The sequence below is a fragment of the Bradyrhizobium sp. cir1 genome (genome assembly GCF_014198245.1).
Classification (GTDB): domain Bacteria; phylum Pseudomonadota; class Alphaproteobacteria; order Rhizobiales; family Xanthobacteraceae; genus Bradyrhizobium.
In genome coordinates this window covers 43,434-69,038 of sequence record NZ_JACIHE010000002.1, presented here as the reverse complement: position 1 = coordinate 69,038, position 25,605 = coordinate 43,434, and the positions used below count along the sequence as shown (strand labels likewise).

Below are 25,605 nucleotides of genomic sequence, written 5' to 3'. Positions count from 1 at the left end.
GGCTTAAAACAATTTGGCGCAATAGCGGATTTTGGGCATCCCGTGCATTTTGCTGCGGCAAAGTGGATTGGCAGTCCGGCCGACCGTGGCCCTAAGGCCGGCGGCGCGCGGCCGATTTCTGCGCCGACGCCTTGGTCTTGGCGAGCAGGCGCATCAGCTCGCGCACGTCCTTCGGCGTCAGATCGGCGAAGAGATCGGCGATCCAGGTCTCGTGTTCCGCTGCCATCCTGCGAAACTCGGCGCGGCCGAGCTTTGTGAGACGGATCACCTGGACGCGGCGGTCGGTCTCCGAGGTACGCCGGTCGAGATGGCCTGATTCCACCAGACGCTCGACAAGACCGGTGACGTTGCCGTTGGAGACCATCATACGCTTGGAGACGTCGGACAAGGTCATGCCGTCAGGCGCCTTGTCGAGCTGCGCCATCAGATCGAATCGGGGCAGCGTGACGTCGAAGCGCTGCCGCAGCCGGCCGCGCACCTCGCCCTCGATCAGGGTCGTGCAGGTCAACAAGCGCAGCCACAGCCGAAGCTCTTCGGCATGGTCTTCCGGAGTCTCGACGGCCTTGGTCTCGGAATCAAGCATCTGATGCAGTCATTGACGGCAGGCATTGGCGCCGGCACGGATTCCCCAACGTTTTGAGCTTCAAATAAATCGAAGCCGGCCGCAAGTCCAAAGCTGCAGCAATCGACCGCACGCCAATTTCTTTAGGCTTCAAATAATTGGCGCGCCGCTTGCATGAGCGCTGTGCCGCGGGACGGCGACGTCTTGAGCCTTGCTTGCCGCGGCAGCCATCATCGGCATAAGCTTGGATTGGAGTACGCGCCTTGCAGCGCAGGCCCGATGTCACGAGGGACAGATCATGAAAATTCAGTCGACCCTGGCCGCAGCCACCTTGCTGCTCGGCACCGCAATGAGCCCCGCCCTCGCCCAGGAGAAGATCAAGCTCGGTGTGATCGTGACCCTGTCGGGGCCGGCCGCCGCGCTCGGCCAGCAGGTTCGCGACGGCTTTGCGCTCGCGGTGAAGGACCTCGGCAGCAAGATGGGTGGCCGCGATGTCGAGGTCGTGGTGGTCGACGACGAGCTCAAGCCGGACGCGGCGGTGACCAAGGTCAAGGGCCTGCTCGAGCGCGAGAAGGTCGATTTCGTGGTCGGCCCGATCTTCTCCAACATCCTCCAGGCGATCCACCGGCCCGTGACGGAATCGAAAGTGTTCCTGATCAGCCCCAATGCCGGGCCGTCGACCTTTGCCGGCAAGGACTGCAGCCCGTTCTTCTACGTCACATCCTATCAGAACGACCAGGTCCACGAGATCCTCGGCAAGGTTGCACAGGATCGCGGCTACAAGCGCATGTACCTGATGGTGCCGAATTATCAGGCCGGCAAGGATTCGGTCGCCGGCTTCAAGCTCGACTACAAGGGCGAGATCGTCGAAGAATCCTACATGCCGCTGAACACGCTGGATTTCCAGCCGGAGCTGTCCAAGATCTCCTCGCAGAAGCCCGATGCGCTGTTCACGTTCATGCCGGGCGGCCTCGGCGTCAACCTCGTCAAGCAGTACCGGCAGGCGGGCCTCGCTGACAGCATTCCGGTGCTCTCGGCGTTCACGGTCGACGAGTCGACACTGCCGGCACAGCAGGACGCGGCCGTCGGCATGTTCGGCGGCGCAAACTGGGCGCCCAATCTCGACAACCCACAGAACAAGAAATTCGTTGCAGCCTATGAAGCGGCCTACAACGTCGTGCCCGGCACTTACGCCTTCCAGGCCTACGACGCCGCGATGCTGATCGACAGCGCCATCAAGGGCGTGAAAGGCGACCTCTCGAACAAGGACGCTGTTGGAGCCGCGCTGAAGAAGGCGGATTTCACCTCGCTGCGTGGCGCTTTCAAGTTCAACACCAACGGCTACCCGATCCAGGATTTCTACCTGACCAAGGTCGCCAAGCGGCCGGACGGCAAGTTCCAGACCGAGATCGTCCAGAAGGTCTTTGAAAATTACGGCGACCGCTATGCCAAGGACTGCAAGGCAAACTGAGGTCGCGCGTCGCGTTAAGGGAGGACTGCAATGAAGAGCGAAATTACCGGCATCACGCGGGCCAATGAGGGGATCCAGGGCATTTCCTGGAACATCCTCGGCCAGACCTATGTGCCGAAGAGCTACGCGGAGAACAGCTTCTCCTGGCACGCGACGCTGCCGCCGGGCACATTCGTGCCGCCACACATTCATCCCGACCAGGATGAGTATCTCTACATGCTGGAGGGCAAGCTCGACTTCATGCTCGGCAATTCGGAGGCGCAGGCGACTGCGGGCGACCTGATCCGTCTCGGCATGGGCGTGCCGCACGGCATTTTCAACAAATCGGAGCAGACCGCGAAGGTGCTGTTCTGGGTGTCGCCGAGCCGCAAGTTGTTCGACCTGTTCTGGGGCCTGCACAACATGAAGGAGCAGAAGCCGGAGGACGTGGTGGCAATGGCCGCCGAGTTCAACATCCACTTCCTGCCGCCGCCTCCCGGCGCTGGCTAGCGACGCGGCGTCAGGCGCGCACCGCCGCAAGTCCTGGCACTGCGGCGAAGCCTGCCTTTGTGGCATAACCGCGCACGATCGCCTCGCGCTGGGAATAGCTCAGCACGTTGTCGACATTGTCGAAGCCGTCGGGCGCGAGCTGCTCGACGGCATCGATGACGCCCTCGGGGCCACCGCGGCGGTTGGAGCGGACGATGTCCGCGGTCATCGGCAAGCGCTTCTTCTCGTATTCGAGCAGCGCCTGGCGCGGGTGCTCGGCGCGCACCAGCGCGTCGGCGAGGCAGCGCGCGTCGAGGATCGCCTGCGAGGCGCCGTTGGAGCCGACCGGGTACATGGGATGCGCGGCATCGCCGAGCAGCGTGACGCGCCCGGACGACCAATAGGGCAAGGGATCGCGGTCGCAGGTCGGATATTCGTAGAATTCGGGCGTGGCCGAGATCAGGCTCTTCACGTCGATATAGGGCACGGAGAAGCGCGCCACGTGCGGCATCAATTCCTCGCGGCGGCCCGGACGCGACCAGTCCTCCTTGCGCGGCGGCGGGGCATTGCCCTCGCCGACCTTCACCAGCACCGCCCAATTGGTCAGGCGGCTCGCGGGGCTCGATCCCTCCGCAATCGGATAGATCACCACCTTGGCATTGAGACCGCCGGCCACGATCATCGATTTGCCGGTGAGGAACAGCGGCCAATCGCGGGCGCCGCGCCACAGCATCAGGCCGTTCCAGCACGGCGGCCCCTCGTTCGGGAACAATGTCTCGCGGACGCGTGAATGGATGCCGTCGGCGCCGATCAGGATATCGCCACGCGCAGTGTGGATGTGGGCGCCGGCACGATCGAAGAAATAGGCGGTGACGCCACCTTCGTCCTGCGTGAAGGCACCGAGACGGCAGCCGGTGTGGATTGCGTCCGCACCGAGCCGCTCCTCGACGGCACGATGAATGACGCCCTGAAGGCGGCCGCGATGGATCGAGAATTGCGGAACGTCGTGGCCGGCGTCGATGCCGCGGGCTTCGCGCCAGACCTCCTGGCCGTGACGATTGAGGTAGTAGAGCTGGTCGGTGCGGATCGCGACCTCGTCGAGCTTCTGGAGCAGGCCGAGGCCGGCGAGTTCACGCATGGCATGCGGCAGCGTGTTGATGCCGACACCAAGCTCGCGGATGGTGTCGGCCTGCTCGAAGACCTCGCAACCAATGCCGCGCGAGCGCAGCATCAGTGCCGTGGTCAGACCGCCAATACCACCACCGACGATAATCGCCTTCATCGCCCTTACTCCACTCGAAATACGCCAGGCAATGCAGTTAACGTCGCACGGGCGGTTACTCCGCCGCAAGCGGCTTTGTCGCCTCCGCCTTCAGCTCGGCCCGGGTCTTAGGCTTAGCCTTAATTCTCAGCTCCTCGAGATCCTGCCGGTCGCGCACGCTGTTCCGGAAAATCTGATCTTTTCCCGGCAGATATTGCGGCGGGCAGAAGGCGTCGTCCGCGCCGTACCAGGCCGCCGCCTTCATGGTGAAGAAAGGATCGACCAGATGCGGACGGCCGAGCGCGACGAGATCCGCCCGGCCGGCGGCCAGGATGGTGTTCGCCTGGTCCGCCGTCGTGATGTTGCCGACACACATGGTGGCGACCCGCGCCTCGTTGCGGACCTGGTCGGAGAACGGTGTCTGGAACATGCGCCCATAGACCGGCTGCGCATCGCGCACGGTCTGCCCGGTCGAGACGTCGACGAGATCGACGCCGGCTTCGGCAAAAGCACGAGCGATGGCTACCGCGTCGTCGCCAATGATGCCGCCATCGGCCCAGTCGGTCGCGGAGATACGCACGGACATCGGCTTGTGCGACGGCCAGACCGCACGCAGGGCCTCGAAGATCTCGAGCGGGAAGCGGAGGCGGTTTTCGAGCGAGCCGCCATACTCGTCCGTTCGGGTGTTCGTCAGTGGCGAGATGAAGCTCGCGAGCAGATAGCCGTGGGCACAGTGCAGCTCCAACATGTCGAAGCCGCAGCGTTCACCGCGTTCGGCCGCTGCAACGAAAGAGTCCCTCACCGCATTCATGCCAGCACGATCGAGTTCGCGCGGCACCTGGCTGTCGGGGAAATAGGGTAGCGGCGATGCCGAAAAGACCTCCCAGCCACCCTGCTCCAGGGGGCGGTCCATGCCGTCCCACATCAGCTTGGTCGCGCCCTTTCGGCCGGCATGGCCGAGTTGCAGGCAGAACTTTGCAGCCGAATTGCCGTGGACGAAATCCACGATGCGCCGCCACGCCGCCTCCTGTTCGTCATTCCAGAGGCCGGCGCAGCCGGGCGTGATCCGGGCGTCGCGGGCAACGCAGGCCATCTCCGTGAAGATCAGGCCGGCGCCGCCGATTGCGCGCGAGCCATAATGCACCAGATGAAAATCGCCCGGAACGCCCTCCTTCGCCGAATACATGCACATCGGCGACATCACCGCGCGGTTGGCGATCTCCATCTCGCGCAAGCGGAACGGCTGGAACAACGGCACCATCGGCTTGCTGATGCTGACGTCAAAGCCGCTGCTGCGAACCTTCTTTGCGAAAGACTTTTCGACCTCGGCCACAAAATCTGGCGCACGAAGTTTCAAGTTGTCATAAGTGATCGCCTTCGAGCGCGTCATCACGCCGAAGGCGAACTGCACGGGATCAAAATCCCAGAAGCGATCGACGTGTTCGAACCAGACCAGCGAGACGTCGGCGGCATGCTGCGTCTTCTCGACCTCCTCACGGCGGCCGTGCTCGTAAACTTCCAGTGCTGCCTTGATGCTGGGCGCTTTCTCCATCGCCTCAGCCAGCGCGATCGCGTCTTCCATCGCGAGCTTGGTGCCCGATCCGATCGAGAAATGCGCGCTCGCCTTGGCGTCGCCGAGCAGCACCATGTTGTCCTTGACCCAGCGCTTGCTGCGGATCATCGGGAAATTGCGCCACATCGAGCGGTTGGTAAGCAGCTTGTGGCCATCGAGGAACCAGCCGAAGATATCGGCCATCCGCGCGGCGGACTCTTGCTCGTTCAGCCCGGTCAGCCCTGCCCGCTCGAATGTTTGCGGGTCAGTCTCGAAGATCCAGGTCGAGTGCCCGGCTTCATACTGATAGGCGTGGGCGATGAACGGTCCCCACTCCGTTTCCTGGAAGATGAAGGTGAAGGCATCAAGCGGCCTGGTGGAGCCCATCCAGGCGAACTTGTTGGCACGGACGTCGACCTCCGGCTGGAAATGGCCGACGTATTTTTCGCGGAAGCGGCTGTTGATGCCATCGGCGAGCAGGATGAGATCGGCATCGGCGAAGCGGGATTCGTCGTCGATATCCACCTCGAAATGCAGCGTGACGCCCAACTCACGTGCACGCTCCTGGAGGATCAGGAGCAGCTTCTGCCGTGAGCAGCCGCAAAAGCCGTTGCCGCCGACCCGGTGCACCATGCCGCGGAAATGCACGGCGATATCGTCCCAATAGGCGAATTCCTGGGTGATGCGGCGATAGCTCGGAAGATCGTGCTTCTCGAAATTGTCGAGCGTCGCATCCGAGAACACCACGCCGAAGCCGAAGGTGTCGTCGGCGCGGTTGCGCTCATACACGGTGATGTCGGCGCTTGGCCGCTGCTTTTTCAGCAGGATCGCCGCATAAAGACCCGCAGGTCCGCCACCGATGATCGCGACTTTCATGTGAGCCTCGCCAATTGACCCGGCCGTGAAAACTATTTTAAGCCTAAAATAATTTCACGCAAGTCCCCGTCGCTGGCTTGGCCACGGTTAATAGCAGCCGGCTCAGTCGCCCCTGAAGACCGGCTTGACCTTGTTGGCGAAGGCCTCGAAAGCCCGCTCGAAATCCGCCGTGGTCATGCACAGAGCTTGGGCAACGGCTTCCGCCTCGATCGCCTCCTCCACCGACATCGCCCATTCCATCGCCAGCATCCGCTTGGTCATGGTGTTGGCGAAGGTCGGCCCTTCCGCGACCTGCCTGGCCAGAATCTGCGCCTGGGGCAGCACCTGCTCGGGTGTGACGATCCGACTGAAGAAGCCCCAGCGCTCGCCCTCCTCCGCGGTCATGAACCGGCCGGTATAGAGCAGCTCGGAGGCGCGGGATTGCCCGATGATCCGCGGCAGGATCGCGCAGGCACCCATGTCACAGCCGGCAAGGCCCACCTTGTTGAACAGGAAGGCGACCTTGGTCCCGCTGGCCGCGAGCCTCATATCGGATGCCATGGCGACGATTGCGCCGGCGCCGGCGCAGATGCCCTCGACCGCAGCCACGATCGGCTGCGGACAGGCCCGCATCGCCTTGACGAGGTCGCCGGTCATCCGCGTGAAGGCCGTCAGCCCTTTGGTGTCCATCTTGACGAGCGGGCCGATGATCTCGAACACATCGCCGCCGGACGAGAAATTACCGCCGGCGCCGGTGACGACGATCGTCTTGACCGCGTCGTCAAACGCGCAGGCACGGAAGAAATCGGTCAGTTCCCGGTAGCTCTCGAACGTCAGAGGATTCTTCCGTTCGGGACGATTGAGCGTCACCGTGGCAACACCGTCGACAACGGCCAGCAGGAAGTGTTGCGGCGAATAGTCCGCAAGCGGCACGGTCACAGGATTTGCTGGTCTGCTCATGCGATCTCCTTAACTTCCTTGTTCCGGCCCGTGCCTCGCACGCTAGATTTCCCCACCGGCAACGGCGATTGCCTGTCCGGTGATCGCACCGGCTCCCTCACCGCACAACCAGAGCACAGCGTCGGCGACCTCCTGAGGTGAGATCAGCCGCCCCTGCGGATTATGCCTAGCGAGCTCGGCGATCGCCTGCTCGCGGGTTCGCCCCGTCTTCTTCATGATGTTCTCGATGCTGCCGGCGACGAGATCCGTGTCGGTGAAGCCCGGACACACGGCATTCACCGTGACATTGCTGCCGGCCATTTCGAGGGCGAGCGACCGCACGAGTCCGACCACCGCGTGCTTGGCTGCAGTGTATGCGCTGACATAGGCATACCCTTTGAGCCCGGCTGTCGACGCGACCGCCACGATGCGTCCATAGGGCCGATCCTTCATGCCTGGCAAGACCGCGCGGATCGTATGAACCACGCCCATAAAATTGACGTCCATCATGCGCGCGAAAAGGGCACTGTCCGATTTCACGAACGATGCGAATTCGGCATTGCCCGCATTGGCGATCAGGATATCGATCGGCTGTCGCGCGCTCGCCTCCGTGATAGCGGCGTTGAGCGACACCTCGTCTGAAACGTCGGCGACGGCTGCGAAATGCGCGGCTCCCGCTTTGATTGCCTCTTCAAGAGTTGCGGCATTCCGGCCGAGCACCGTCACGGTTGCGCCGGCCCCGACGAGAGCGGCTGCGATCGCGCGGCCGATGCCGCGGCCGCCACCGGTCACCAGCGCGTGCGGCGATTGCGGCAATGCGGACATGCGCTGGGCTCCTCGGGATCTGTTGATCGCTCCTTCGGATATATTTTAAACTTCAAATTTTTGCAACGAAACCGCCGATCGTCGCCGTGAATAGCCGTGCGCCAGAGACCGGCCCGGAAATTGCTTTAAGTATAAAATTATCTCTTTCCATCCCCCACAGGCCTGTTAGCATCACGGGGCCAAGCAAAAGGATGTCGCGTGTCGCAGCCTGCGCCAATGATAACAAAGGACGGACGCTTCGCCTATGAAGCTGCGGGCGCTTCCGACGCGATACCCTTGATCTTTCTGCATGGCATCGGCGGCGCGGCGCGCGCATGGCGGCACCAGCTAGCTGCATTCGGCAACCGCTTCCGCGCGATCGCCTGGGACATGCCCGGGTATGGCGGATCAGCGCCGCTTGCCAGTGTGAGCATTGGTGCCCTGGCGGACGCGCTCCAGCAATTCCTCGAACAGCTTGGTGCGACCAGGCCTATTCTGGTCGGCCATTCCATCGGCGGCATGATCGTCCAGAAATGGCTGGTGCAGGCGCCGAAACTGGCCCGTGCGGTCGTCCTGGCGCAGACAAGTCCGGCCTTCGGCAAGGCCGACGGCGACTGGCAGAAATCGTTCATCGCGGCGCGGCTCGGGCCGCTCGACCGCGGCGAGACGATGAGGTCGCTGGCGCCCTCGCTGGTGAAAGAGCTTGTCGGCGATGATCCGGATCCCAGCGGAATGGAGCTTGCGCGCGAGTGCATGGCGAGCGTGCCGGAGGCAAGCTATCGCGCCATGATGCTGGCCCTGATCGGCTTCGATCAGCGCAGCGCGCTCAAGGAGATTTCGGTGCCGGCGCTGCTGCTATCCGGTTCCAAGGACAACAATGCGCCTGCCCCGATGATGGCGAAGACGGCGACCTATATTCCTGCAGCTGAATATGTCGAGCTGCCCGGCGTCGGCCATCTCGCCAACCTTGAGCGGCCCGGCGCCTTTGACGAGGCACTCGGCCGGTTCCTGAATTCCGTCGCGACCAAAGCGTAAGGTGACTACGCAATGACCATGCAAGTCAGCAAGACCATCGGCGCGAGCGACAAGGTCGCGCTGGATGCGCCGATCTTCGACCCCGTCGCATTCCGCCTGAGCGATGAGCAAGCAGGTATCATCACGCGCGCCCGTGAAATCGGCCAGAGCGTGTTCGCGGGCCGCGCGGCGACCTATGATCGCGAGGCGATCTTCCCGACGGAGAATTATCGCGATCTGCACCGCGTCGGTCTGCTCGGCATCGCCGTCCCCAGGAAGCATGGCGGGCTTGGCGCAAACTATCAGACTTATGCGCTCGCAGCCGCCGAGATCGGCCGCTATTGCGGCGCCACTGCGCTGACCTGGAACATGCATGTCTGCTCGACCCTGTGGTCGGGGCCCCTCGCCGACGACCTCGACATGGATTCGGAAACCCGCGCCGAGCACGAGCGGCGACGCGCAGTCCATTACAAGCGCATCGTCGAAGACGGCGCGATCTATTCGCAGCCCTTCTCCGAGGGCGGCGCGGCGGCCGCGGGCGGCGTTGCCTTCGGCACGGAAGCCAGGTCGGTCGAGGGTGGCTGGATCGTCAACGGCAAGAAGATCTTCGCATCGCTCTCCGGCCATGCCGACTATTACGGCGTGCTTTGCACCGAGATCGAGGAAGGCGAAAAGGCCTCGCGCCGCAATACGCTTTACCTCGCGATCTCCGCAAAGTCGGAAGGCGTCTCCGTTGTCGGCGACTGGGATCCGCTCGGCATGCGCGGGACGGTCTCGCGAACGCTGCTGTTCAAGGATGTGTTCGTCCCGGACGATTCGGCGCTGATGCCGCGCGGCGTCTATTTCCAGGCTGCGATGCGCTGGCCACATATGTTCCTGACGCTGTCGCCGACGTATATGGGCCTCGCGCAAGCGGCCTATGACTTCACGGTACGCTATCTGCGTGGCGAGGTCCCGGGCATGCCCCCGGTCAAGCGCCGAATGTACCCGACCAAGCAGATCGCAGTCGCGCAGATGCAGATCAAGCTGGAGCAGATCAAGTCGATCTGGTTCCAGGCAGTCACCGAAGCACGCGCCAATCCGAGCAAAGAGCAGGTGTTGCGAGCTTACGCCGCGCAATATTCGGTGATGGAAGGCGCCAATGAGCTCGCGGCGCTCGCGATCCGCACCTGCGGCGGCCAGGCTATGCTTCGCTCATTGCCGCTGGAGCGCATTTATCGCGATAGCCGCTGCGGCTCGCTGATGCTGCCCTGGACAGCCGAGCTCTGCCTCGACCGGATCGGGCGCGAGGCGCTGTACGAGGCCGGCGAGACGGACGACTGACGGTGGACCTTTGTAATCTCATCGACCGCAACGCGGCGTTCGCGCCAGACAAGACAGCCATTGTCTTCGAAGGCGAACGGCTGAGCTACGCGGCATTCGCCGCACGCATCGAGCGAACGGCCACGGCCTTGAAGCAGGAGCTCGGCGTCGGTCGCGGCGACCGCGTTGCGATTCTCAGCCTGAACCGGCCGGACTATCTGGTTCTGCTTTATGCTTGCGCGCGGCTCGGGGCGATGCTGGTGCCATTGAACTGGCGACTGGCGGTCGCCGAGCAGCTCTTCATCCTCAACGATGCGGGTGCCAAGGTGCTGGTGCTCGAACAGGCGTTCGAGGGAGTTCTCCCGGAGCTGGCGCAGACTGCGCCGGGCACCGCAGTCATTGGTTTCGATTTCACGCCTCCTCGCGGCACGACATTCGAAAGCCTGCTGGCCCATGGCGAAGGCAACAGCCGCAACCCGCATACTGATCCCTCCTGCCCGCTCCTGATCGTCTACACGTCGGGAACCACCGGACGGCCGAAAGGCGCTGTATTGCGCCAGGAGGCACTGTTCTGGAACGGCGTCATGAGCCAGCACATGCACAACATGACCTCCGACGATCATGTGCTGACTGTGCTACCGTTCTTTCATGTCGGTGGCCTCAACATCCAGACCACGCCAGCGCTTCAGCTCGGCGCGACGGTCACGATCCATGCGCGGTTTGCGCCGGATACGGCGCTTGCCGCTATCGAAAATGAGCGGCCGACGCTGACCGTGATGGTGCCGGCGATCATCCAGGCCGTGAGCGAGCATCCGGCCTGGTCCACGGCTGATCTGTCTTCGCTCAAGGCCGTCGCCACAGGCTCGACCATCGTGCCACCGCACCTGATCGAGCGCTTCGTGGCGCGCGGCGTCCCGGTGCTTCAGGTCTACGGCTCGACGGAAACCTGCCCCATCGCGGTGTACACCCGGCTTGGCGGCGACCTTTCGCGCGCGGGATCGACCGGACTTGCCGGCCTGTGCTGCGAGGCGAAGGTGATCGACCAAGCCGGCGCCGAAGTGCCGGCGGGCACGCCGGGCGAGATCGCGGTACGCGGCCCCAACGTGTTCTTCGAGTATTGGGGCAACGCGGATGCCACACGCGATGCGCTGCACGACGGCTGGTATCGCACCGGCGATATCGGCCTGTGTGATGCCGACGGCTATTTCTGGGTGCGCGACCGCAAGAAGAACATGATCATTTCCGGCGGCGAGAACGTCTATCCGGCCGAGGTCGAACGCGCTCTGCTCGAGCACCCCGATGTCAGCGAATGCGCCGTGATCGGCCGGCCCGACCCGCGCTGGGACGAGGTGCCGATCGCCTATGTCATCCGGCGGTCAGGCTGCCGGCTCGAAGCGGACGAACTGAGAACGCATCTTCAGGCGCAGCTCGCGCGCTACAAGGTTCCGCGTGAGATCGTCTTCGTCACCGACCTGCCGCGTACGGCACTGGGTAAGGTCCAGCATTTCCTGCTGAAGCAGCTTGATGCGCGCTCGCGCGCGCAAGGAGAAGCATCTTGAAGATTGCGGTTCTGGGTGGGGGAAACGGCTCTTTCGCGGCCGCTGGCGATTTTGCGCTGTCGGGACACGAGGTCCGGCTCTGGCGCCGGAACGCAGATCAGGTCGCGGCACATCGCGCGGCCGGCTCGCGCATCGTGGTGAAGGACCATACCGGCCGCCACGAGGTAAAGCTCGCGCTGGTCACGACCGATATTGCCGAGGCGGCAAACGGCGCCGAACTGATCCTGTGCCCTGCCCCGGCTTTCGCACAGCCGGACATTGCCCGGCTCCTCGCGCCACATCTGCGGGACGGTCAGGTCGTATTCCTGCCGCCGGCGACATTTGGCTCGATGATCTTCGCGCAGGCCACACTGGATGCCGGCAATCACGCCCAGGTGAGCTTTGCCGAGACCGGCACGCTGCCTTGGCTCACCCGTAAGCACGGTCCGTTCGAGGTTGCGATCACCATCCGCGCCAAACGGCTTCCGGTCGGGGTGTTCCCGCTGGACCAGGCGCCACATGCGCTCGAAGTGATCGGACGTGCCTTCCCTGGTGCAATCGAGCCGTGCGGCGATGCTCTGTCCGGCGCGCTGATGAATGCGGGCCCGATTATCCATCCGCCGCTGATCGTGATGAATGCGGGCCCGATCGAGCACTTCGAAAGGTGGGATATCCACAAGGAAGGAACGCAAGCCGCTATCCGCCGCGTCACCGACGCACTCGACGCGGAGCGGATCGCGGTACGCGAGGCGCTCGGCTACGGCCCACCGCATTTTCCGCTCGCTCATCACTACGAGAAGGAAGGCGAGATTTGGATGTATGGCCGCGGCTCACATGACCGGCTGACCGATTCCGGCGACTGGCGCGAACGCATCGTACTGACCGAGCACCGCTACATGCGTGAGGATTTGCGGCTTGGGCTATCGCTGCTGGTCTCCGTCGCCGACCTGGCGGGCGTGGCCACGCCGCTGGCCAAGGCCTTCCTGGCGATCGGTGGCGCGGTCTGTGGCGAGGATTTCGCACAAGGCGGCCGAACGCTCGATACGCTTGGCCTTGGCAACCTCAGTAAGGCCGAATTGCAGACACTGCTTCGCAATGGATTCTGATCGATGACCCATCGCGCCAACATCGCCTGTCTCGGGGCTGGCCGCATGGGGCGCGGCATCGCCGTTGCGTTCGCTTATGCGGGGCATACGGTCACGATGATCGACGTCAAGGCCCGTTCAGTGGAAGATTTCGCCAAGCTGGAGGCGGACGCACTCGGGGAAATCAGGAAGACTTTTGCTAGCCTCGCAAGGTTGGGGCTGCTCACCGAGGCAGATGTCGATCCCCTCATCGCTCGTGTGTCGGTGGTGCCGACCAGCCAAAGCGGCGCAGCGCTGTCCGAAGCCGGAATGGTCTTCGAAGGTGTTCCAGAAGTCGTTGAGCTCAAGCGAGAAGTGCTGGGGGCAGCCTCGAGGCAGGTTGGACCGAACACGATCATCGCCTCGACGACGTCGACCATTCTGGTCGACGATCTTTCCGGTGCGATTGTGAACCCTCGTCGCTTTCTCAACGTGCACTGGCTCAACCCGGCCTATCTGATCCCGCTGGTCGAGGTTTCGCCCGGCAAGGCCACCGATCCCGCCATCGTCGACGAGGTCAAGGCGCTGCTTGAAGGCATTGGGAAGGTACCGGTGGTCTGCGCGGCGACGCCCGGCTTCATCGTCCCGCGCATCCAGGCGCTGGCGATGAACGAGGCTGCACGCATGGTCGAGGAAGGCGTCGCCAGCGCCGAGGAGATCGACAAGGCGATCCGCTACGGCTTCGGCTTCCGCTACGCCGTGCTCGGGCTGCTCGAATTCATCGACTGGGGCGGCGGCGACATATTGTACTACGCCAGCCGCTATCTCGAGGGCGCACTCGGGAGCGACCGCTATCGGGCGCCCGAGGTGATTTCAAAGAACATGCACGAGGGCCGGATCGGTCTCCGCACGGGCGCCGGCTTTCTTGATTATTCGGGCATGGACGTCGATGCCTATCGCGTCAAGCGGCTTCAGGCCATGGTGGACCTGCTCCGGCATTTCGACCTGGCTCGCCCGCCCGTGCTCGACCGCAACTAGCCGAAGACGTCCTGCAGGACGCCCTCCCGGACCACCGCGACGCCATCGAGTTCGATGGTCGTTCCCATCATCGGCAGATCGAAGTGCCCTGCCGTGTAGCGGCCGGCGAATTCATTCGCGCCGGTCGAGAACAGGAAATTGCCGGAGACGGCACGGATTTCCGTGCCGTTGGTGTCGCGCTGGTCATACATCGACAGCGCCTCGTAGCGCGCGCCCGGATTCATGCCAAAGCCGACATGCGACACGGCGTAGGCCTCGCGATCGCCCCAAGCGGCGAGATAGGCGCGCATCATAGCGGCATCCGTGCCCTCGCCTTCCAGCTCGACGACATAGTCATCCTTCAAGGTCATCTTCACAGGCGAGGTCAGGTAACGCTTGAAGGTCAGATTGATGTCACCGGGTGCCATCACCAGCGTGCCGTTGATCGTCCCGCTCTTGGGAAAGCTGACGACGATTCCGCCGGGCCAATGAGCCAGCGTGCCGGGCTTGTCCGTCCAGCCCCACACACCGACCGTTGAAGCACCGACCATATCGATGTCGAGCGCCGTGCCGGCCTTCGACGTTACCCGCATGCGCTTGGTTCCGCGCAGCATCTTCGCCGCGGCGCGGACGCGCTTTTCCAGCGCCGGATCCGGCACCATGCGTTCCAGCGCCTCGGGATGCTCGTTGGAGATCACCAGGATTCTCGCGCCGGCTTTGAGGATTTCAGGCGTCTCCACCGCGTGCATCAGGCCCTCGATGGTGCAATCCACGACAAAGCCGGCTTGTTGAAGTGCGGTGATGACCGGACCAAGCTTTTGGATCGCCTCGCTCGCCCCGGTCGAGCGAACCGGAACGATGTTCCGATTACGGGGCGTCGGCATCACCACGTGGAACGGTCGTGCGCCCATGCGCAGCAGCGCGAGTTCCGCCAGATGAACATTCAACGCGCGCGATTGGGTTTCCGAGAGGATCGCCGCGGTATCACCGGCCTTGACGGCGCATCGCTCAAAAATCTCGCAGAATGCGTCGATCCATTTTGCCTCGATGCGATCGGCCAGCATGATTCACTCCCGGTATCGTGGTTTCTTGTTCAGTCCGATCACGCTTCGGGGAAGCCCCGCAAAAGGTATGATCGCACGGCGCCCAACAGCGCATTCAAAATCAATCCTAACAGCGAGATCGTGATCAACGGCACGAACATGTCGACGGCCTGGAAAGTTCGAGCGGCGGTGACCAGGGCGTGGCCCAGCCCATCCGTCGACGTGATCATCTCAGCCAGAAACACCACGATGCAGGAAATCACAAGGCCGATCCGACAACCGGTCAGGATCGACGGCATCGCCGCTGGCAATACCACCTTGAAGAGGACTTCATAGCGCGGCGTTCCCGCCGCCATGGCCGACCAGATCAGCTTCTGCTCGACAGTCGATGCTCCGTAATAGGTAGACAGCAAAATGGGAAAGAGTGCGTCTGCCGCGACCAACGTGATTTTCGATCCGTGACCGAAACCGAGCAGCAGCAACAGCGCCGGATAGAGGGCAACCTTGGGCAACGGCGCCAATACCCGCACGATCGGCCGAACCACGGCGTTGATTGCCGGACTGGCGGCAGCGGCGATGCCGATACTGACGCCGAGCACGACCGCGATCGCAAAACCGGCAAACAGCCGGATCAGGGTCGCCGCGATCTCCTGCTGAAATGCCCATGTCACGAGCTGTTGCAGGAGGCGGCCAAAGACGTAGCCCGGCGGCGGCAGCAAGGCCGCGGGTGCAAAGCCGAACGAGACGAGGCCCTGCCAAACGGCAATCACCAGCACGATCGGCGCGAGCCCAAGGAGGAGGCTTACTGAGGCAGGGCGCGATGTCATGAGAAGCTCAGCGGCATGTCGAACTGAGGCTCGGACCAGCGCACCAGTCTGGCGCGGATCCGCTCGAAGATCGCATCGAGACAGATGCCCATTGCTCCCACAACGATGATCATCGCGAAAACGGTATCGTACTGCCCCATGTCGAGCGCATTGAACAGGATGTTGCCTGCGCCCGACTGGCGCGCGATCATCTCGCTGGTGATCATCGTGATCAGCGCCAGCACCAATCCCGTGCGGCATCCGGTCAGGATCTCCGGCAGCGCGGCAGGCAGCACGATCCGGACCAAGCGTTGCAGGGGAGAAAGTCCCATCGCAGCACCTGACCACAGCATCTTCTCTTCGACGGCCTTGGCGCCTTCGAAGCTGTGATAGATCACGGGCAGACTGACACCAAGGAAGATCACCAGTGTCTTTGTGATGTCGCCGACGCCCAGCCACAGCATGATGATGGGCATCAAAGCTGCCTTCGGGACCGGATAGATCACCATCAGAAGCGGATTGAAGAAGGCTGCGACGGCCCGGCTGCGCCCCATCAACAGGCCAAGTGGAATCGAAAAGAGCACGGCTACGCCAAACCCCATCGCCATGCGACGAAGCGAGGCCAGGATGTTGACCAGAGATTCCTTGTCGCCAAGGATGTCCGGGATCGCGCGGATCGCCTCGATCGCCGTTGGAAAGCTGTCGTTCTTCAGCACCAGCGCAGCGGCCTGCCATATTGCCAATAGCCCGATGCAGGCAAGCACCGGGGCGGCACGCTTGAGCACGGCAGCCGGCAACATCATGAGGGAGCCCCGGCTTCGTCGCTCTCGTCGAACATGCGTTCGATGTCCACCACGTATTTCTGGTAACGCGGATCGAGCAGCAATTCGTTACGCCGACGCGGCCGCGGCAGATCGATATCGATGACCTGGCGAATGCGCCCAGGAGACTTCGACATCATCACCACCTTGTCGGACAGGAAGACGGCTTCGTCGACCGAGTGGGTGACGAACAGCACCGTCTTGCGATCGCGCTCCCAGATGTTCAGGAGATCGTTCTGCAAGCGTGTCCTGGTGTGGGCATCGAGCGCACCAAACGGCTCATCCATCAACAGGACCTCAGGATGGTAGGCAAGCGTCCGGGCGAGCGCCACGCGCTGCTTCATGCCGCCCGACAGCTCCTTGGGATAGAAATTCTCGTAGCCCTTGAGGCCGACCATCTCGATCAGCGCCCGGCTCTGCGCGTCTGCCTCCGCGGCCCGCACACCCTGCTGGCGTGGCCCGTACATCACATTGCCCAACACGGTCTTCCAGGGAAACAGTGCAAACTCCTGGAAGACCGGTCCGCGATCCGGGCCGGGTCCTGTGATCGCTTGCCCCTTGATCTTCGCTACGCCACTGGTCGGACTGACAAAGCCGCCGACAATGTAAAGCAATGTCGACTTGCCACAGCCTGACGGACCGAGAATGGAGACAAAGGCTCCCTCCTCGATCGTCAGTGAGATGTCGGATAGCGCCAAATGATCCTTGCGCGCCGAGGTCTGAAAGACCTGCGAGACGCGATCGATCTCGATGATCGCAGAAGCCGGCTTTTGTGACGTCACCGGTCTCACCCATTCACTCGATCTCGAAGGCACTACCTTCATCCCGCTCTCACTTCACGCATCCGCGAACGTCAGCAATCGACCTGCTGAATGTCCTCCATCAGCAGCATGGGCTTAGCAAGAAGCCTGCCAGACGGACGATTGCCTTCGACAACGCCGCGGCTCGTCACTCGAACCAGGGCCATTCCGCCGGGCCCTCGTGCGTGACCGCTCCACCCGGCGCTTGGCCAACCAATCGCGCATATTTCGCCAGTGCGCCGGCTCGATGCCGTGGCGGTCGCGGCTTCCAGTCGCGTCGGCGCGCGGCGAGTTCCTGCTCGTCGATCAACACATCCATGCGACGGCCAGCCGCATCAATCCGGATCTTGTCGCCATCCCGCACGAGCGCAAGTGGGCCGCCAACAAATGCTTCGGGGGAGACATACCCGATGCACATGCCGCGCGTGGCGCCGGAGAACCGTCCGTCGGTGATCAGGGCCACTTTTTCACCCATGCCCTGCCCGTAGATCAGCGCGGTGACGCCGAGCATCTCGCGCATGCCGGGGCCGCCGACCGGCCCTTCATTCCGGATAACAAGGACCTCGCCGGCCTTGTAGCTGCGGTCACGCACAGCCGCGACACAGCCTTCCTCGTCTTCGAAAACGCGTGCGATACCCTCGAAGACCAAGTTCTTCAGACCTGCGACCTTGATGACCGCACCGTCCGGACAGAGATTGCCCTTCAGCACCGCCACACCGCCATCCGGCATGATCGGCGCGCGTACCGCATAGACGATTTCCCCGTCGGGCGCGTTGGCCGTGCCAGATTCTTCGGCAAGCGTGCGCCCTGTAATGGTCAGGCAGCTGCCGTCGACATGTCCGCCCTGAATCAGCTCACGGATCACGACAGCCGCGCCGCCGATGTCGTAAACCTCTTTCGCCGTGTATTTGCCCCCTGGCCGCAAGTTTCCGATCAGCGGCGTCCTTGCGAAGACCTCACCGACGTCATCGATCGTAAATGCGATGCCGGCCTCGTTCGCGATGGCAGGCAGATGCAGCGCGGCATTGGTCGAGCCACCTGTCGCGGCCACGATGGCCGCGCCGTTCTCAAGCGATTTCCGCGTCACGATGTCGCGCGGGAGCGGCCCGCCGCGTTCCAGCATCTCCATGATCAGGCGTCCGGCGCGGCGCGAGATCTGCGCGCGCTCGGCGTAGACACCAGGCACCATCGACACGTTGGGGATGGTAAGACCCATTGCCTCCGACACCATCCCCATGGTGTTCGCCGTGAACTGGCCGGCGCACGCACCGATAGTGGGCAGGCAGGCACGCTCGATGCGCTCGAGCGTCTCTCCGTCGATCTCGCCCGTCAAGAAACTACCGACAGCCTCATAGGAGTCGAGCACCGTGAGAGTCCGCCCGTCGACGCGCCCCGGTAGCGAGCTGCCGCCATAGATGAAAATGGACGGCACATTGCAACGAACCATGCCCATCATCACGCCGGGCAGCGTCTTGTCGCATCCGCCGTATCCGATCAGCGCATCGTAGGCGAGGCCATGGACGACCGCTTCGATCGAGTCGGCAATCAGCTCGCGCGAGAACAGGGAAAACTTCATTCCCTCATGATTCATGCTGATGCCGTCGGAGACCGACACGGTCGAGAATTCGCGCGGTGTCCCTCCGGCCTCCTCGATTCCCGTCTTGGCCGCGGCCACCTGGAAATCATGGGTCATGTTGCAGGGCGTCTGCTCGCCCTTCATGCTGACGATGCCGACCATCGGCTTGGCAATCGCGGTGTCGTCGAGGCCCATTGCGCGCATGAAAGCGCGATGTGGAGCCCGGTCGAGCCCGTCCGTCGTCACCCGTGATCGCAACTTCTTCATGCGTGCATCTTCTTCATGCTACATCCCGGGCTGACCGGGACATTGCGATCTCACTGTTCGGATATCTCGTTCCACCGCCTATTGCAGCGGAGCGACGATCGTCGGATGCTTGAACTGCGCAACATCCAGCTTCGGCAGCATTCCTGTCTCTGCATAAATATCCAGCATCTTCTGAATCGCAGGGAAATTCGGTGCTGCCCCAGGATCACGCCCAAAGTCGTTCTCCTTGAGCAGATACGTCTCAAGCACCGGAACGGGCGCCTTCAGCACCTCGGACACGACCTTCAAAGTCTCTTCGCGGTTCGCCAGAGCCTTCTTCATGCCCGACGTGATGTCACGGACATAGGCTTTGACCAGTTCCGGGTTCTTGTCGACGAAATCGGCACGGCAGGCCTCGAGAATGTGCACGATGTTCGGCATGGCCTGCGACAGTGAGAACAGTTTCCTTGTCCCGCCCTTCGCTTCCGCGCGCGCGGCAAACGGCTGGTTCATGTTGACTGCGTCGACGCGGCCCTGGCGCAACGCGTCTTCCGAGACAGCGAAGCCGACTTCGACCAGCTTGATATCCTTGGTCGGGTCGACGCCATTCTGCTTCAGGAGCAGGTTGAACGGTCCCTGCGTGCCACCGCCGATCACGGAAATGCCGACAGTCTTGCCCTTGAGGTCGGAGATGGTCTTGATCGGCGAGTCGTCCATCACAGCCCAATAAACCGAAAAGCCGCCGGGCTTCTCGAAGACATGTTGGGCCACGATGTAGGCCTTGAGGTTGCCGCCAACCACGCCGTTGGAGAGCGACAGGGGCGCCTGCGTCGCGCAATCCAGCGCGCCCGCCGCCAATGCCTGCGTCATCGGCGCGGTGCCCTGAAACTGGGTCCATTCGATGTTATAGGTCTTGCCGATATTGGGGAATTCAGCCGGGCGACGCATCATCCAGTACTTGGACTCCTCGGCCGGGATCGTCCAACCGACGCGGATCGTCTGCTGCGCCCGGGAGGGCCCCGCAACCGCAATCACGGCCGCCACCGCCCCCATCGCCACCATCAACCTCGAGACCGTTCGCATCGCGCCCACTCCGTTGCTCCGGCGCCGACCGGCGCCACCCCAACCCGACCAGGCCAAATGTTTCATGGTTCAAACAATCAGGCAAGCCATGCAAGCCAGCCCGGTTTCGTCGGGGAGCGCGCAATGTATGGTACGGCCGCGGTCGTGCGCCGTTGCGCTGCGACAGGAGGAAGCAACCTATGGCTGATACGAGCAAGACAAACCCGCAGGGCGCCGAGCGGCTTGGCTATGTTGGCCTCGGACTGATGGGAACACCCATGACCCGCCGCCTGCTCAAGGCTGGCTATCAGGTCACCGTCTGGAATCGGTCGGAGGGCAAGGTCGCTCCACTCGTCGAAGCTGGTGCACGGCGCGCAACTACCCCCCGCGACGTTATGACGGACGCGGATATCGTCTTCATGTGCGTGACGGATGCCGCAGCGGTTGAAGAGGTGATATTCGGAGCCGAAGGTCTTTCGGCTGCGGCCGGCGCGGGTAAGCTCGTCGTCGACTTCTCGTCGATCCATCCCGACGCTGCACGCGACCTCGCGAGCCGATTGAAGAATACCAACGGCGCAGGCTGGATCGATGCACCAGTGTCCGGCGGCACCAAGGGCGCCGAGGAAGGCACGCTTGCGATCATGGCCGGCGGAGACATTGCCGACGTCGAGAGGGTGCGCACCTACGTCCTCGCCATGGCACGCCGGTTCACCCACATGGGGCCTACCGGCGCAGGTCAGACGACAAAGCTGTGCAATCAAGTGATCGTCGGATGCGCGATGGCCGTCCTCGCCGAAGCAACCCGCCTTGCCGTGAACGCAGGAATCGATGCCAACAGGTTGCCAGAAGCACTCGCCGGCGGCTTTGCGGATTCCATTCCGCTTCAGCTTTTCGTGCCACGGATGGTCCAGGGCATCCACTCCCCGCCGCTGGGTCATATTTCTACGATGCTCAAGGATCTCGATACGGTCGCCGATGTCGCGCAGACGACGTCAACGCCGGTGCCGATGGCATCGCTTGCCGGACAACTTTTCAGGCTGGCCAAGGCCGCGCGCGGCGCAGATGCGGACGCGCTGGAGATCTACAAGCTTTCAGCCGCAGAGGATTGAGCTGCCGAATACGATCAGAAGCTCCTTACGGCGACTTCTTGCGCTCATCGTCAGCCAGGAACCGGCCATATGTCCCCCGCGCAAACAGCAGAGGTTCCCCGGCATTGTAGACATAGGCCTCGACTGCTCCGAGAAAGATCACGTGATCGCCGCCGTAGTAGCGGTTGACGGAGCGACATTGAAAACTGGCCACGCTCTCGGTAAGCACCGGGGCGTTGCCGAGACCCGGCGTCCAATCGACACCGGCGAACTTGTCCTCGGACGATTTCGCGAACTTGTTCGCAAGTGCCTGCTGCGATGTGCCGAGGATGTGGACGGTGAAGTGGCTGGCGTTCTGGAACACAGGCAGGCTTGAGGAGTAGACCCCCAGGCTCCAGAGGACCAGAGGAGGATTCAAGGAGACCGATGCAAATGAATTGCAGGTGATGCCATAAGGCTTTCCGTCCGCCGCCGTGGCGGTGATGATCGTTACGCCCGTTCCGTATGTGCCGAGTGCATTTCGAAATTCGCGGGGATCGATCGGCGAGCTGTCGCTCGCAAGTTCGTTGGCTGGATCGGGAACGGCCGGCTGCTTCGGCAGATCATTCATCGGCCGGCCTCACAGCGTGAGATTTTCGGACGGCAGCCCCAGCGCCACACGTCCATAGTTGGTTCCAGCCGCATCAAAGTTGAACGCGAGATGCGAGTTGATCGCGTGTGCATCGCGGAATTGCCGTTGCAAAACCCCGGTCGTGAACAAGCCGCGCGCTCCGCTCGCCGCAAACAGCATCGAGACCGCATCCGTACACAAGTTCACTGAAAAGGCCCCGTCACGCCGATATCGGGTCTTGGCTGACATATCGGGAATATGGCCACGCCTTGCATTCTCCATGGCATCGATACAAGCCGAACGCATGATCAGGCGCGCAGCATCGATCTTGGCGGAGGCCTCCGCGATCTTGATCTGCGTGCTCTGAAAGTCGCTCAGCTTGGCACGGTTGTAGGTCGAAATGCGGTGACGCGCGACCTCGATATAGTCGTTCAGGCACGCCTGTGCATTGCCCAGCGCGACGCCGGACAAGACGTAAGGAAACAGCGAGAACACAGGTAACGCATACAGCGGATTGGGATTGACCTTGCTTCCTGGCGGCCGGCCGCCGGTAAGCTCGCCAACCGCGACAGTCATATCGTCGGCCACAAAGGCATCCCTGACTTCCACGTCGCAAGAACCGGTGCCGCGCAGCCCGGCGACATTCCAGGTGTCGAGGACTCTATAGTCGCCCTTCGGAAGCAGAAATATCCGGTACTCGATGCCATCTGCCTCGTCCTCAGAGGAGACCACGCTTGCAAGCATGTTCCATTCGCACGACGCGACGCCGGAAGAAAATGGCCAACTTCCGTGCAGCTGGTATCCGCCCTTGACCCTCGTGGCGCGGCCGGCTGGAAAGATGAACGAGGAGGCGATCAGCGTATCCGGATCACGGCCCCAGACCAGATCCTGCGCCCTTTGCTCGAACATGCCGAGCATCCAGTGATGGCTCGCCAGATTGGCGAGATTCCAGGCCACCGACGCGTCCGCCTGTCCCAGCAAATCGGCGCAGTCAATCAGGGCCACATAATCGAGCTCTGCACCACCAAAGCGCTTGGGCTGGAGCATCCGGAACAGGCCGGCGTCGTGCAGATCCCGTTCGGTCTCGGCCGGAAGGTGTCGTAGCTCTTCGGTTCGGGCAGCTCGCTCTCGCAGCCGTGGCAGGAGCGCCCGAGCGTTCGCGATCATTGCTGCGTAAGCGCGCTCGCCGGATCCCGGCCCCTCAGGCTGGCCCACGCTCGGCTCTTGACCAGGCGCCATTCTGCATCCCTCACTTTCCCACATTTATGCGGCGGGAAGATCGCCAAATCAAGCTGATCGCCCTGAACCTGGCTGTCGGGAAGGAGGCGATATCGCGAACCGGCATCCTGAAGCAGCGATCCGGAAGCCGCGCGAGATGCCAGCCCACGAGGTCAACCGCTCGGAGTTCAAACCGAGGGCTTACCTGATCCGAAGACTCCCCTTTGGGCGAATTCCGCGATCCGGCTCTGGTCATACCCGAGCATGTCACGCAAGACGTCCACGGTATGCTCGCCCAACAGAGGTGCAGCCACGGGATCAATCGCGCCGGTTAAACTCATGGTAATCGGCGTTTCGATGTTGGGGACCCAGTCCGCTGTAGGATGCGGAATCCGGCTCAAGCGATGGCGGTCGCGGGCCTCGGGTGCGCTAAAGCCCTCTTCGACGGTGCGGAGATAGCCGACCGGGATATTGGCCAGCTTCATCTTCGCCATCCAGTTCTCGAGGGTATCGCTTGCAAAGACTTCCGCGATGGCTGCCCGCAACAGTTCCTTGTTCTCGGAACGCGCCTTGCGCGTCGCGAATTGCGGATCGGTGATGAGATCTGGCCGGCTCAACACCTCGACGACCAGGCGGCGATAGAGCCGGTCGTTGGCGCAGGCCATATAGAGTGGTCCGTCCGAAGCTTCATAGACGCCGACGGTAGGTGACCCGCTCGGTGAATTTCCAAACCGGCCGGGATTTTGGCCATTGATCAGATAGGCCATGCCGTAGAAGCTCGTCATCGCCATTGCAATATCGAACAAGGCGACCTCGACGTGCTGGCCGCGACCAAGCCGATCCCGTGCCAGCAGGGCGAGAAGGATGGCGTTACAGGCCGTCATTCCCGTCGCAATATCCACGATCGGCGGGCCGGTGCGAACGGGAGGACCGTCGGCAAATCCGTTGAGCGACATGAAGCCGCTTTCCGCCTGGGTGATGGGATCGAAGCCGGGACGCGAGGCGAACGGCCCGGAACGCCCATAGGCCGAGATCGAGCAATAGACCAGCCGAGGGTTGAGCAGCGCGACCGCGTCGTAGTCGAGGCCGAATTTCTTCATGACCCCGCTCGAAAAATTCTCGACAACCACGTCGGCCCTACGAATCAGATCCAGTGCGATCCCGCGGGCCTCGGGCACGGCGAGGTCCAGCGCGATGCCGCGCTTGTTGCGATTGAGGCTGAGATAAGCAGCGCTCTCACCGCCGATCTCGGCGTGTTCATACGCGCGCGTATCGTCACCGCCGTCCGGGTTCTCGATCTTGATGACGCGCGCGCCGAAATCAGCCAGCGTCTGCGTGCAGGCCGGGCCAGCAACCACGCGCGTAAAATCGACGACCAGCAGACCATCGAGCGCCGCAGGCCCTTCCGTTGCTCGCGACGGACGTTCCGGCAATTGAGGCTTGGTGGACATCGATGACGCTCCCTTACATCGGCTTGTGATCGCCGAATTTCCTGCAAGGGAAAACTTAAAGCCCGGCGCAGCCGACTGCGCAAGTGCTTCAACGACATTCCTGAAAACGCAAAAAGGCCCGGCAGCCGTCAAGCTGCCGGGCCTCTCGACACATTGGGCATACAAGGCTGCGCCGGGCTTCGTGCAAGTCGTTCTACCTGGCGAAGGCCACGTTCCGCATCACGGGAGACCCCGCCCCTCAGCGCAACCGCTTTCGCCAGTACAACGTATGCGACCAGGCCCAGGGCACCTCCGGCACGTAGAGCCGATAGCCGGCCTCGATGAAATTATTGGCAGAGACCGGAATGTCCGTTGTATCCGACACGATACTATCCCACCCGACGCGCCGTCCCCTCGTCTCGATCGCCCGCATTAGCCTGAGTTGAAGACCGCGTCCCCAATGCCGCTGCACGACCCCGACCCGGCAGAAGTAGCCGCTGTTTCGTGCATACGTCGACGATACAACGCCCGCGAAGGCGACCGGATCATCACCGTGATAGGCGAGCCACCAAGTGCCCAACTCAAACTGAGGCATGGTGGCACCGTCGAAGAATGTGAGCCGGTGCAGATCGCCGAGGGTCTCGGCGATCTCCTCGTCATCCGCATCGACGACACCAATTCTGTACATGGGATGGCTCGTTGAAGGTAACAATTCCTCGGTCGCCGCCACGGTTCATTTGCCCAACATGACTTTGACGCCGAGCCAGGCAGCACCCACCAGGCCGGTGGCGATGACCGTGATCACCGCCTTGAATGTATAGCTCTGCGCCTGCTCCACGCTCTTTCGCCAGCGTCGCAAGTGCTGGAAGTCCGCTCTGACTTCCTTCCGGTCATCATCTTCGATTCCAAACGAGGCCATCACCGACGCCACCACCTTCAGTACGATCGCGTCGATGCTGTCCTGCTGGAGCCTGTGCTGCTCAGCCAGCGTTTCGGCAACAATGGCCCTGATCTCGTCCTCTGGCATCTTCACCGCTTGATGATCCTTGCTATATTCT

General features: G+C 62.7%; 24 protein-coding genes. 8 read left to right on the top strand and 16 right to left on the bottom strand.

Translation table 11 applies throughout. The annotated features are described in order from the left end of the window. Positions 1–91 precede the first annotated feature (91 nt). Positions 92–583 carry a MarR family winged helix-turn-helix transcriptional regulator gene (locus tag GGD63_RS04860; protein WP_035971233.1) on the bottom strand — a complete coding sequence of 164 codons (492 nt, stop codon included), beginning with the start codon at positions 581–583 and terminating at the stop codon, positions 92–94. A 277-nt stretch (positions 584–860) separates the two neighbouring features. Here GGD63_RS04860 and GGD63_RS04855 point away from each other — a divergent pair, with 277 nt between their 5' ends. After that, positions 861–2,033 (top strand): ABC transporter substrate-binding protein, encoded by a 1,173-nt coding sequence (locus tag GGD63_RS04855; protein ID WP_183239769.1) that lies wholly within the window; start codon positions 861–863, stop codon positions 2,031–2,033. Positions 2,034–2,063: 30 nt separating this feature from the next. After that, positions 2,064–2,522 (top strand): cupin domain-containing protein, encoded by a 459-nt coding sequence (locus tag GGD63_RS04850; RefSeq protein WP_183239768.1) that lies wholly within the window; start codon positions 2,064–2,066, stop codon positions 2,520–2,522. A gap of 10 nt (positions 2,523–2,532) precedes the next feature. On the opposite strand, the gene GGD63_RS04845 is transcribed toward GGD63_RS04850, so the two are convergent. From GGD63_RS04845 to GGD63_RS04830, 4 genes are all read right to left on the bottom strand, one after another. Continuing rightward, complete coding sequence (locus GGD63_RS04845; RefSeq protein ID WP_183239767.1) at positions 2,533–3,783, bottom strand: flavin-dependent oxidoreductase; 1,251 nt, start codon at positions 3,781–3,783, stop codon at positions 2,533–2,535. 55 nt (positions 3,784–3,838) lie between these two features. Next, entirely contained in the window at positions 3,839–6,190 is a 2,352-nt protein-coding gene (locus GGD63_RS04840; protein ID WP_183239766.1) for a bifunctional salicylyl-CoA 5-hydroxylase/oxidoreductase, read from the bottom strand. 102 nt (positions 6,191–6,292) lie between these two features. Further along, positions 6,293–7,129 (bottom strand): enoyl-CoA hydratase family protein, encoded by an 837-nt coding sequence (locus GGD63_RS04835; protein ID WP_183239765.1) that lies wholly within the window; start codon positions 7,127–7,129, stop codon positions 6,293–6,295. 42 nt (positions 7,130–7,171) lie between these two features. Further along, complete coding sequence (locus GGD63_RS04830; RefSeq protein ID WP_183239764.1) at positions 7,172–7,933, bottom strand: SDR family NAD(P)-dependent oxidoreductase; 762 nt, start codon at positions 7,931–7,933, stop codon at positions 7,172–7,174. A 198-nt stretch (positions 7,934–8,131) separates the two neighbouring features. Between GGD63_RS04830 and GGD63_RS04825 the strand changes: the two genes are divergently transcribed. The 5 genes from GGD63_RS04825 to GGD63_RS04805 are packed head-to-tail and all read left to right on the top strand — an operon-like array spanning position 8,132 to position 13,868. Then, a complete protein-coding gene (locus GGD63_RS04825) occupies positions 8,132–8,947 on the top strand; it encodes an alpha/beta fold hydrolase (protein ID WP_183239763.1) in 816 nt (271 codons plus the stop codon). Positions 8,948–8,959: 12 nt separating this feature from the next. Further along, the gene (locus tag GGD63_RS04820) at positions 8,960–10,249 is read left to right on the top strand and encodes an acyl-CoA dehydrogenase family protein (RefSeq protein ID WP_183239762.1); all 1,290 of its coding nucleotides are present in this window, start codon (positions 8,960–8,962) and stop codon (positions 10,247–10,249) included. Between the two features lie 2 nt (positions 10,250–10,251). Beyond that, positions 10,252–11,787 (top strand): class I adenylate-forming enzyme family protein, encoded by a 1,536-nt coding sequence (locus GGD63_RS04815; RefSeq protein WP_183239761.1) that lies wholly within the window; start codon positions 10,252–10,254, stop codon positions 11,785–11,787. After that, complete coding sequence (locus tag GGD63_RS04810) at positions 11,784–12,872, top strand: NAD/NADP-dependent octopine/nopaline dehydrogenase family protein (RefSeq protein WP_183239760.1); 1,089 nt, start codon at positions 11,784–11,786, stop codon at positions 12,870–12,872. Before GGD63_RS04815 ends, GGD63_RS04810 begins: the two co-directional genes overlap by 4 nt. A 3-nt stretch (positions 12,873–12,875) precedes the next feature. After that, the gene (locus GGD63_RS04805) at positions 12,876–13,868 is read left to right on the top strand and encodes a 3-hydroxybutyryl-CoA dehydrogenase (RefSeq protein WP_183239759.1); all 993 of its coding nucleotides are present in this window, start codon (positions 12,876–12,878) and stop codon (positions 13,866–13,868) included. On the opposite strand, the gene GGD63_RS04800 is transcribed toward GGD63_RS04805, so the two are convergent. The 6 genes from GGD63_RS04800 to GGD63_RS04775 all read right to left on the bottom strand — a co-directional run bounded on the left by GGD63_RS04800 (position 13,865) and on the right by GGD63_RS04775 (position 20,222). Continuing rightward, positions 13,865–14,911 carry a peptidase M29 gene (locus GGD63_RS04800; protein WP_183239758.1) on the bottom strand — a complete coding sequence of 349 codons (1,047 nt, stop codon included), beginning with the start codon at positions 14,909–14,911 and terminating at the stop codon, positions 13,865–13,867. The two genes, GGD63_RS04805 and GGD63_RS04800, sit on opposite strands and share 4 nt — an antisense overlap. Positions 14,912–14,949: 38 nt before the next feature. Beyond that, positions 14,950–15,717 (bottom strand): ABC transporter permease, encoded by a 768-nt coding sequence (locus GGD63_RS04795; protein ID WP_183239757.1) that lies wholly within the window; start codon positions 15,715–15,717, stop codon positions 14,950–14,952. Continuing rightward, complete coding sequence (locus GGD63_RS04790; protein WP_183239756.1) at positions 15,714–16,499, bottom strand: ABC transporter permease; 786 nt, start codon at positions 16,497–16,499, stop codon at positions 15,714–15,716. Before GGD63_RS04790 ends, GGD63_RS04795 begins: the two co-directional genes overlap by 4 nt. Beyond that, the gene (locus GGD63_RS04785; RefSeq protein WP_183239755.1) at positions 16,496–17,341 is read right to left on the bottom strand and encodes an ABC transporter ATP-binding protein; all 846 of its coding nucleotides are present in this window, start codon (positions 17,339–17,341) and stop codon (positions 16,496–16,498) included. The genes GGD63_RS04790 and GGD63_RS04785 overlap by 4 nt, the downstream gene beginning before the upstream one ends. 124 nt (positions 17,342–17,465) lie before the next feature. Next, positions 17,466–19,160 (bottom strand): dihydroxy-acid dehydratase, encoded by a 1,695-nt coding sequence (gene ilvD, locus GGD63_RS04780; RefSeq protein WP_183239754.1) that lies wholly within the window; start codon positions 19,158–19,160, stop codon positions 17,466–17,468. Between the two features lie 78 nt (positions 19,161–19,238). Then, entirely contained in the window at positions 19,239–20,222 is a 984-nt protein-coding gene (locus GGD63_RS04775; RefSeq protein WP_183240716.1) for an ABC transporter substrate-binding protein, read from the bottom strand. 179 nt (positions 20,223–20,401) lie between these two features. Between GGD63_RS04775 and GGD63_RS04770 the strand changes: the two genes are divergently transcribed. Then, positions 20,402–21,310 carry an NAD(P)-dependent oxidoreductase gene (locus GGD63_RS04770; RefSeq protein ID WP_183239753.1) on the top strand — a complete coding sequence of 303 codons (909 nt, stop codon included), beginning with the start codon at positions 20,402–20,404 and terminating at the stop codon, positions 21,308–21,310. A gap of 25 nt (positions 21,311–21,335) precedes the next feature. Here the strand turns inward: GGD63_RS04770 and GGD63_RS04765 are convergent, their stop codons facing one another. The 5 genes from GGD63_RS04765 to GGD63_RS04745 form a co-directional block, all read right to left on the bottom strand. Further along, a complete protein-coding gene (locus GGD63_RS04765; protein WP_183239752.1) occupies positions 21,336–21,899 on the bottom strand; it encodes a flavin reductase family protein in 564 nt (187 codons plus the stop codon). A 9-nt stretch (positions 21,900–21,908) separates the two neighbouring features. Then, a complete protein-coding gene (locus GGD63_RS04760; protein ID WP_183239751.1) occupies positions 21,909–23,138 on the bottom strand; it encodes an acyl-CoA dehydrogenase family protein in 1,230 nt (409 codons plus the stop codon). Positions 23,139–23,305: 167 nt separating this feature from the next. Beyond that, positions 23,306–24,568, bottom strand: a complete 1,263-nt coding sequence (locus GGD63_RS04755) for a CaiB/BaiF CoA-transferase family protein (RefSeq protein WP_183239750.1) — start codon at positions 24,566–24,568, stop codon at positions 23,306–23,308. Between the two features lie 238 nt (positions 24,569–24,806). Beyond that, the gene (locus GGD63_RS04750) at positions 24,807–25,235 is read right to left on the bottom strand and encodes a GNAT family N-acetyltransferase (protein ID WP_183239749.1); all 429 of its coding nucleotides are present in this window, start codon (positions 25,233–25,235) and stop codon (positions 24,807–24,809) included. Positions 25,236–25,280: 45 nt separating this feature from the next. Next, positions 25,281–25,580, bottom strand: a complete 300-nt coding sequence (locus tag GGD63_RS04745) for a hypothetical protein (protein ID WP_183239748.1) — start codon at positions 25,578–25,580, stop codon at positions 25,281–25,283. Between the last annotated feature and the right edge of the window lie 25 nt (positions 25,581–25,605).

Coding starts and splice junctions, on each gene's coding strand:
- GGD63_RS04795 (WP_183239757.1), bottom strand. CDS start 15,717: ATGACATCGCGCCCTGCCTCAGTAAGCCTCCTCCTTGGGCTCGCGCCG.
- GGD63_RS04855 (WP_183239769.1), top strand. CDS start 861: ATGAAAATTCAGTCGACCCTGGCCGCAGCCACCTTGCTGCTCGGCACC.
- GGD63_RS04750 (WP_183239749.1), bottom strand. CDS start 25,235: ATGTACAGAATTGGTGTCGTCGATGCGGATGACGAGGAGATCGCCGAG.
- GGD63_RS04845 (WP_183239767.1), bottom strand. CDS start 3,783: ATGAAGGCGATTATCGTCGGTGGTGGTATTGGCGGTCTGACCACGGCA.
- GGD63_RS04775 (WP_183240716.1), bottom strand. CDS start 20,222: ATGCGAACGGTCTCGAGGTTGATGGTGGCGATGGGGGCGGTGGCGGCC.
- GGD63_RS04785 (WP_183239755.1), bottom strand. CDS start 17,341: ATGAAGGTAGTGCCTTCGAGATCGAGTGAATGGGTGAGACCGGTGACG.
- GGD63_RS04805 (WP_183239759.1), top strand. CDS start 12,876: ATGACCCATCGCGCCAACATCGCCTGTCTCGGGGCTGGCCGCATGGGG.
- GGD63_RS04860 (WP_035971233.1), bottom strand. CDS start 583: ATGCTTGATTCCGAGACCAAGGCCGTCGAGACTCCGGAAGACCATGCC.
- GGD63_RS04790 (WP_183239756.1), bottom strand. CDS start 16,499: ATGATGTTGCCGGCTGCCGTGCTCAAGCGTGCCGCCCCGGTGCTTGCC.
- GGD63_RS04800 (WP_183239758.1), bottom strand. CDS start 14,911: ATGCTGGCCGATCGCATCGAGGCAAAATGGATCGACGCATTCTGCGAG.
- GGD63_RS04770 (WP_183239753.1), top strand. CDS start 20,402: ATGGCTGATACGAGCAAGACAAACCCGCAGGGCGCCGAGCGGCTTGGC.
- GGD63_RS04840 (WP_183239766.1), bottom strand. CDS start 6,190: ATGAAAGTCGCGATCATCGGTGGCGGACCTGCGGGTCTTTATGCGGCG.
- GGD63_RS04820 (WP_183239762.1), top strand. CDS start 8,960: ATGACCATGCAAGTCAGCAAGACCATCGGCGCGAGCGACAAGGTCGCG.
- GGD63_RS04760 (WP_183239751.1), bottom strand. CDS start 23,138: ATGGCGCCTGGTCAAGAGCCGAGCGTGGGCCAGCCTGAGGGGCCGGGA.
- GGD63_RS04850 (WP_183239768.1), top strand. CDS start 2,064: ATGAAGAGCGAAATTACCGGCATCACGCGGGCCAATGAGGGGATCCAG.
- GGD63_RS04830 (WP_183239764.1), bottom strand. CDS start 7,933: ATGTCCGCATTGCCGCAATCGCCGCACGCGCTGGTGACCGGTGGCGGC.
- ilvD (WP_183239754.1), bottom strand. CDS start 19,160: ATGAAGAAGTTGCGATCACGGGTGACGACGGACGGGCTCGACCGGGCT.
- GGD63_RS04835 (WP_183239765.1), bottom strand. CDS start 7,129: ATGAGCAGACCAGCAAATCCTGTGACCGTGCCGCTTGCGGACTATTCG.
- GGD63_RS04755 (WP_183239750.1), bottom strand. CDS start 24,568: ATGTCCACCAAGCCTCAATTGCCGGAACGTCCGTCGCGAGCAACGGAA.
- GGD63_RS04765 (WP_183239752.1), bottom strand. CDS start 21,899: ATGAATGATCTGCCGAAGCAGCCGGCCGTTCCCGATCCAGCCAACGAA.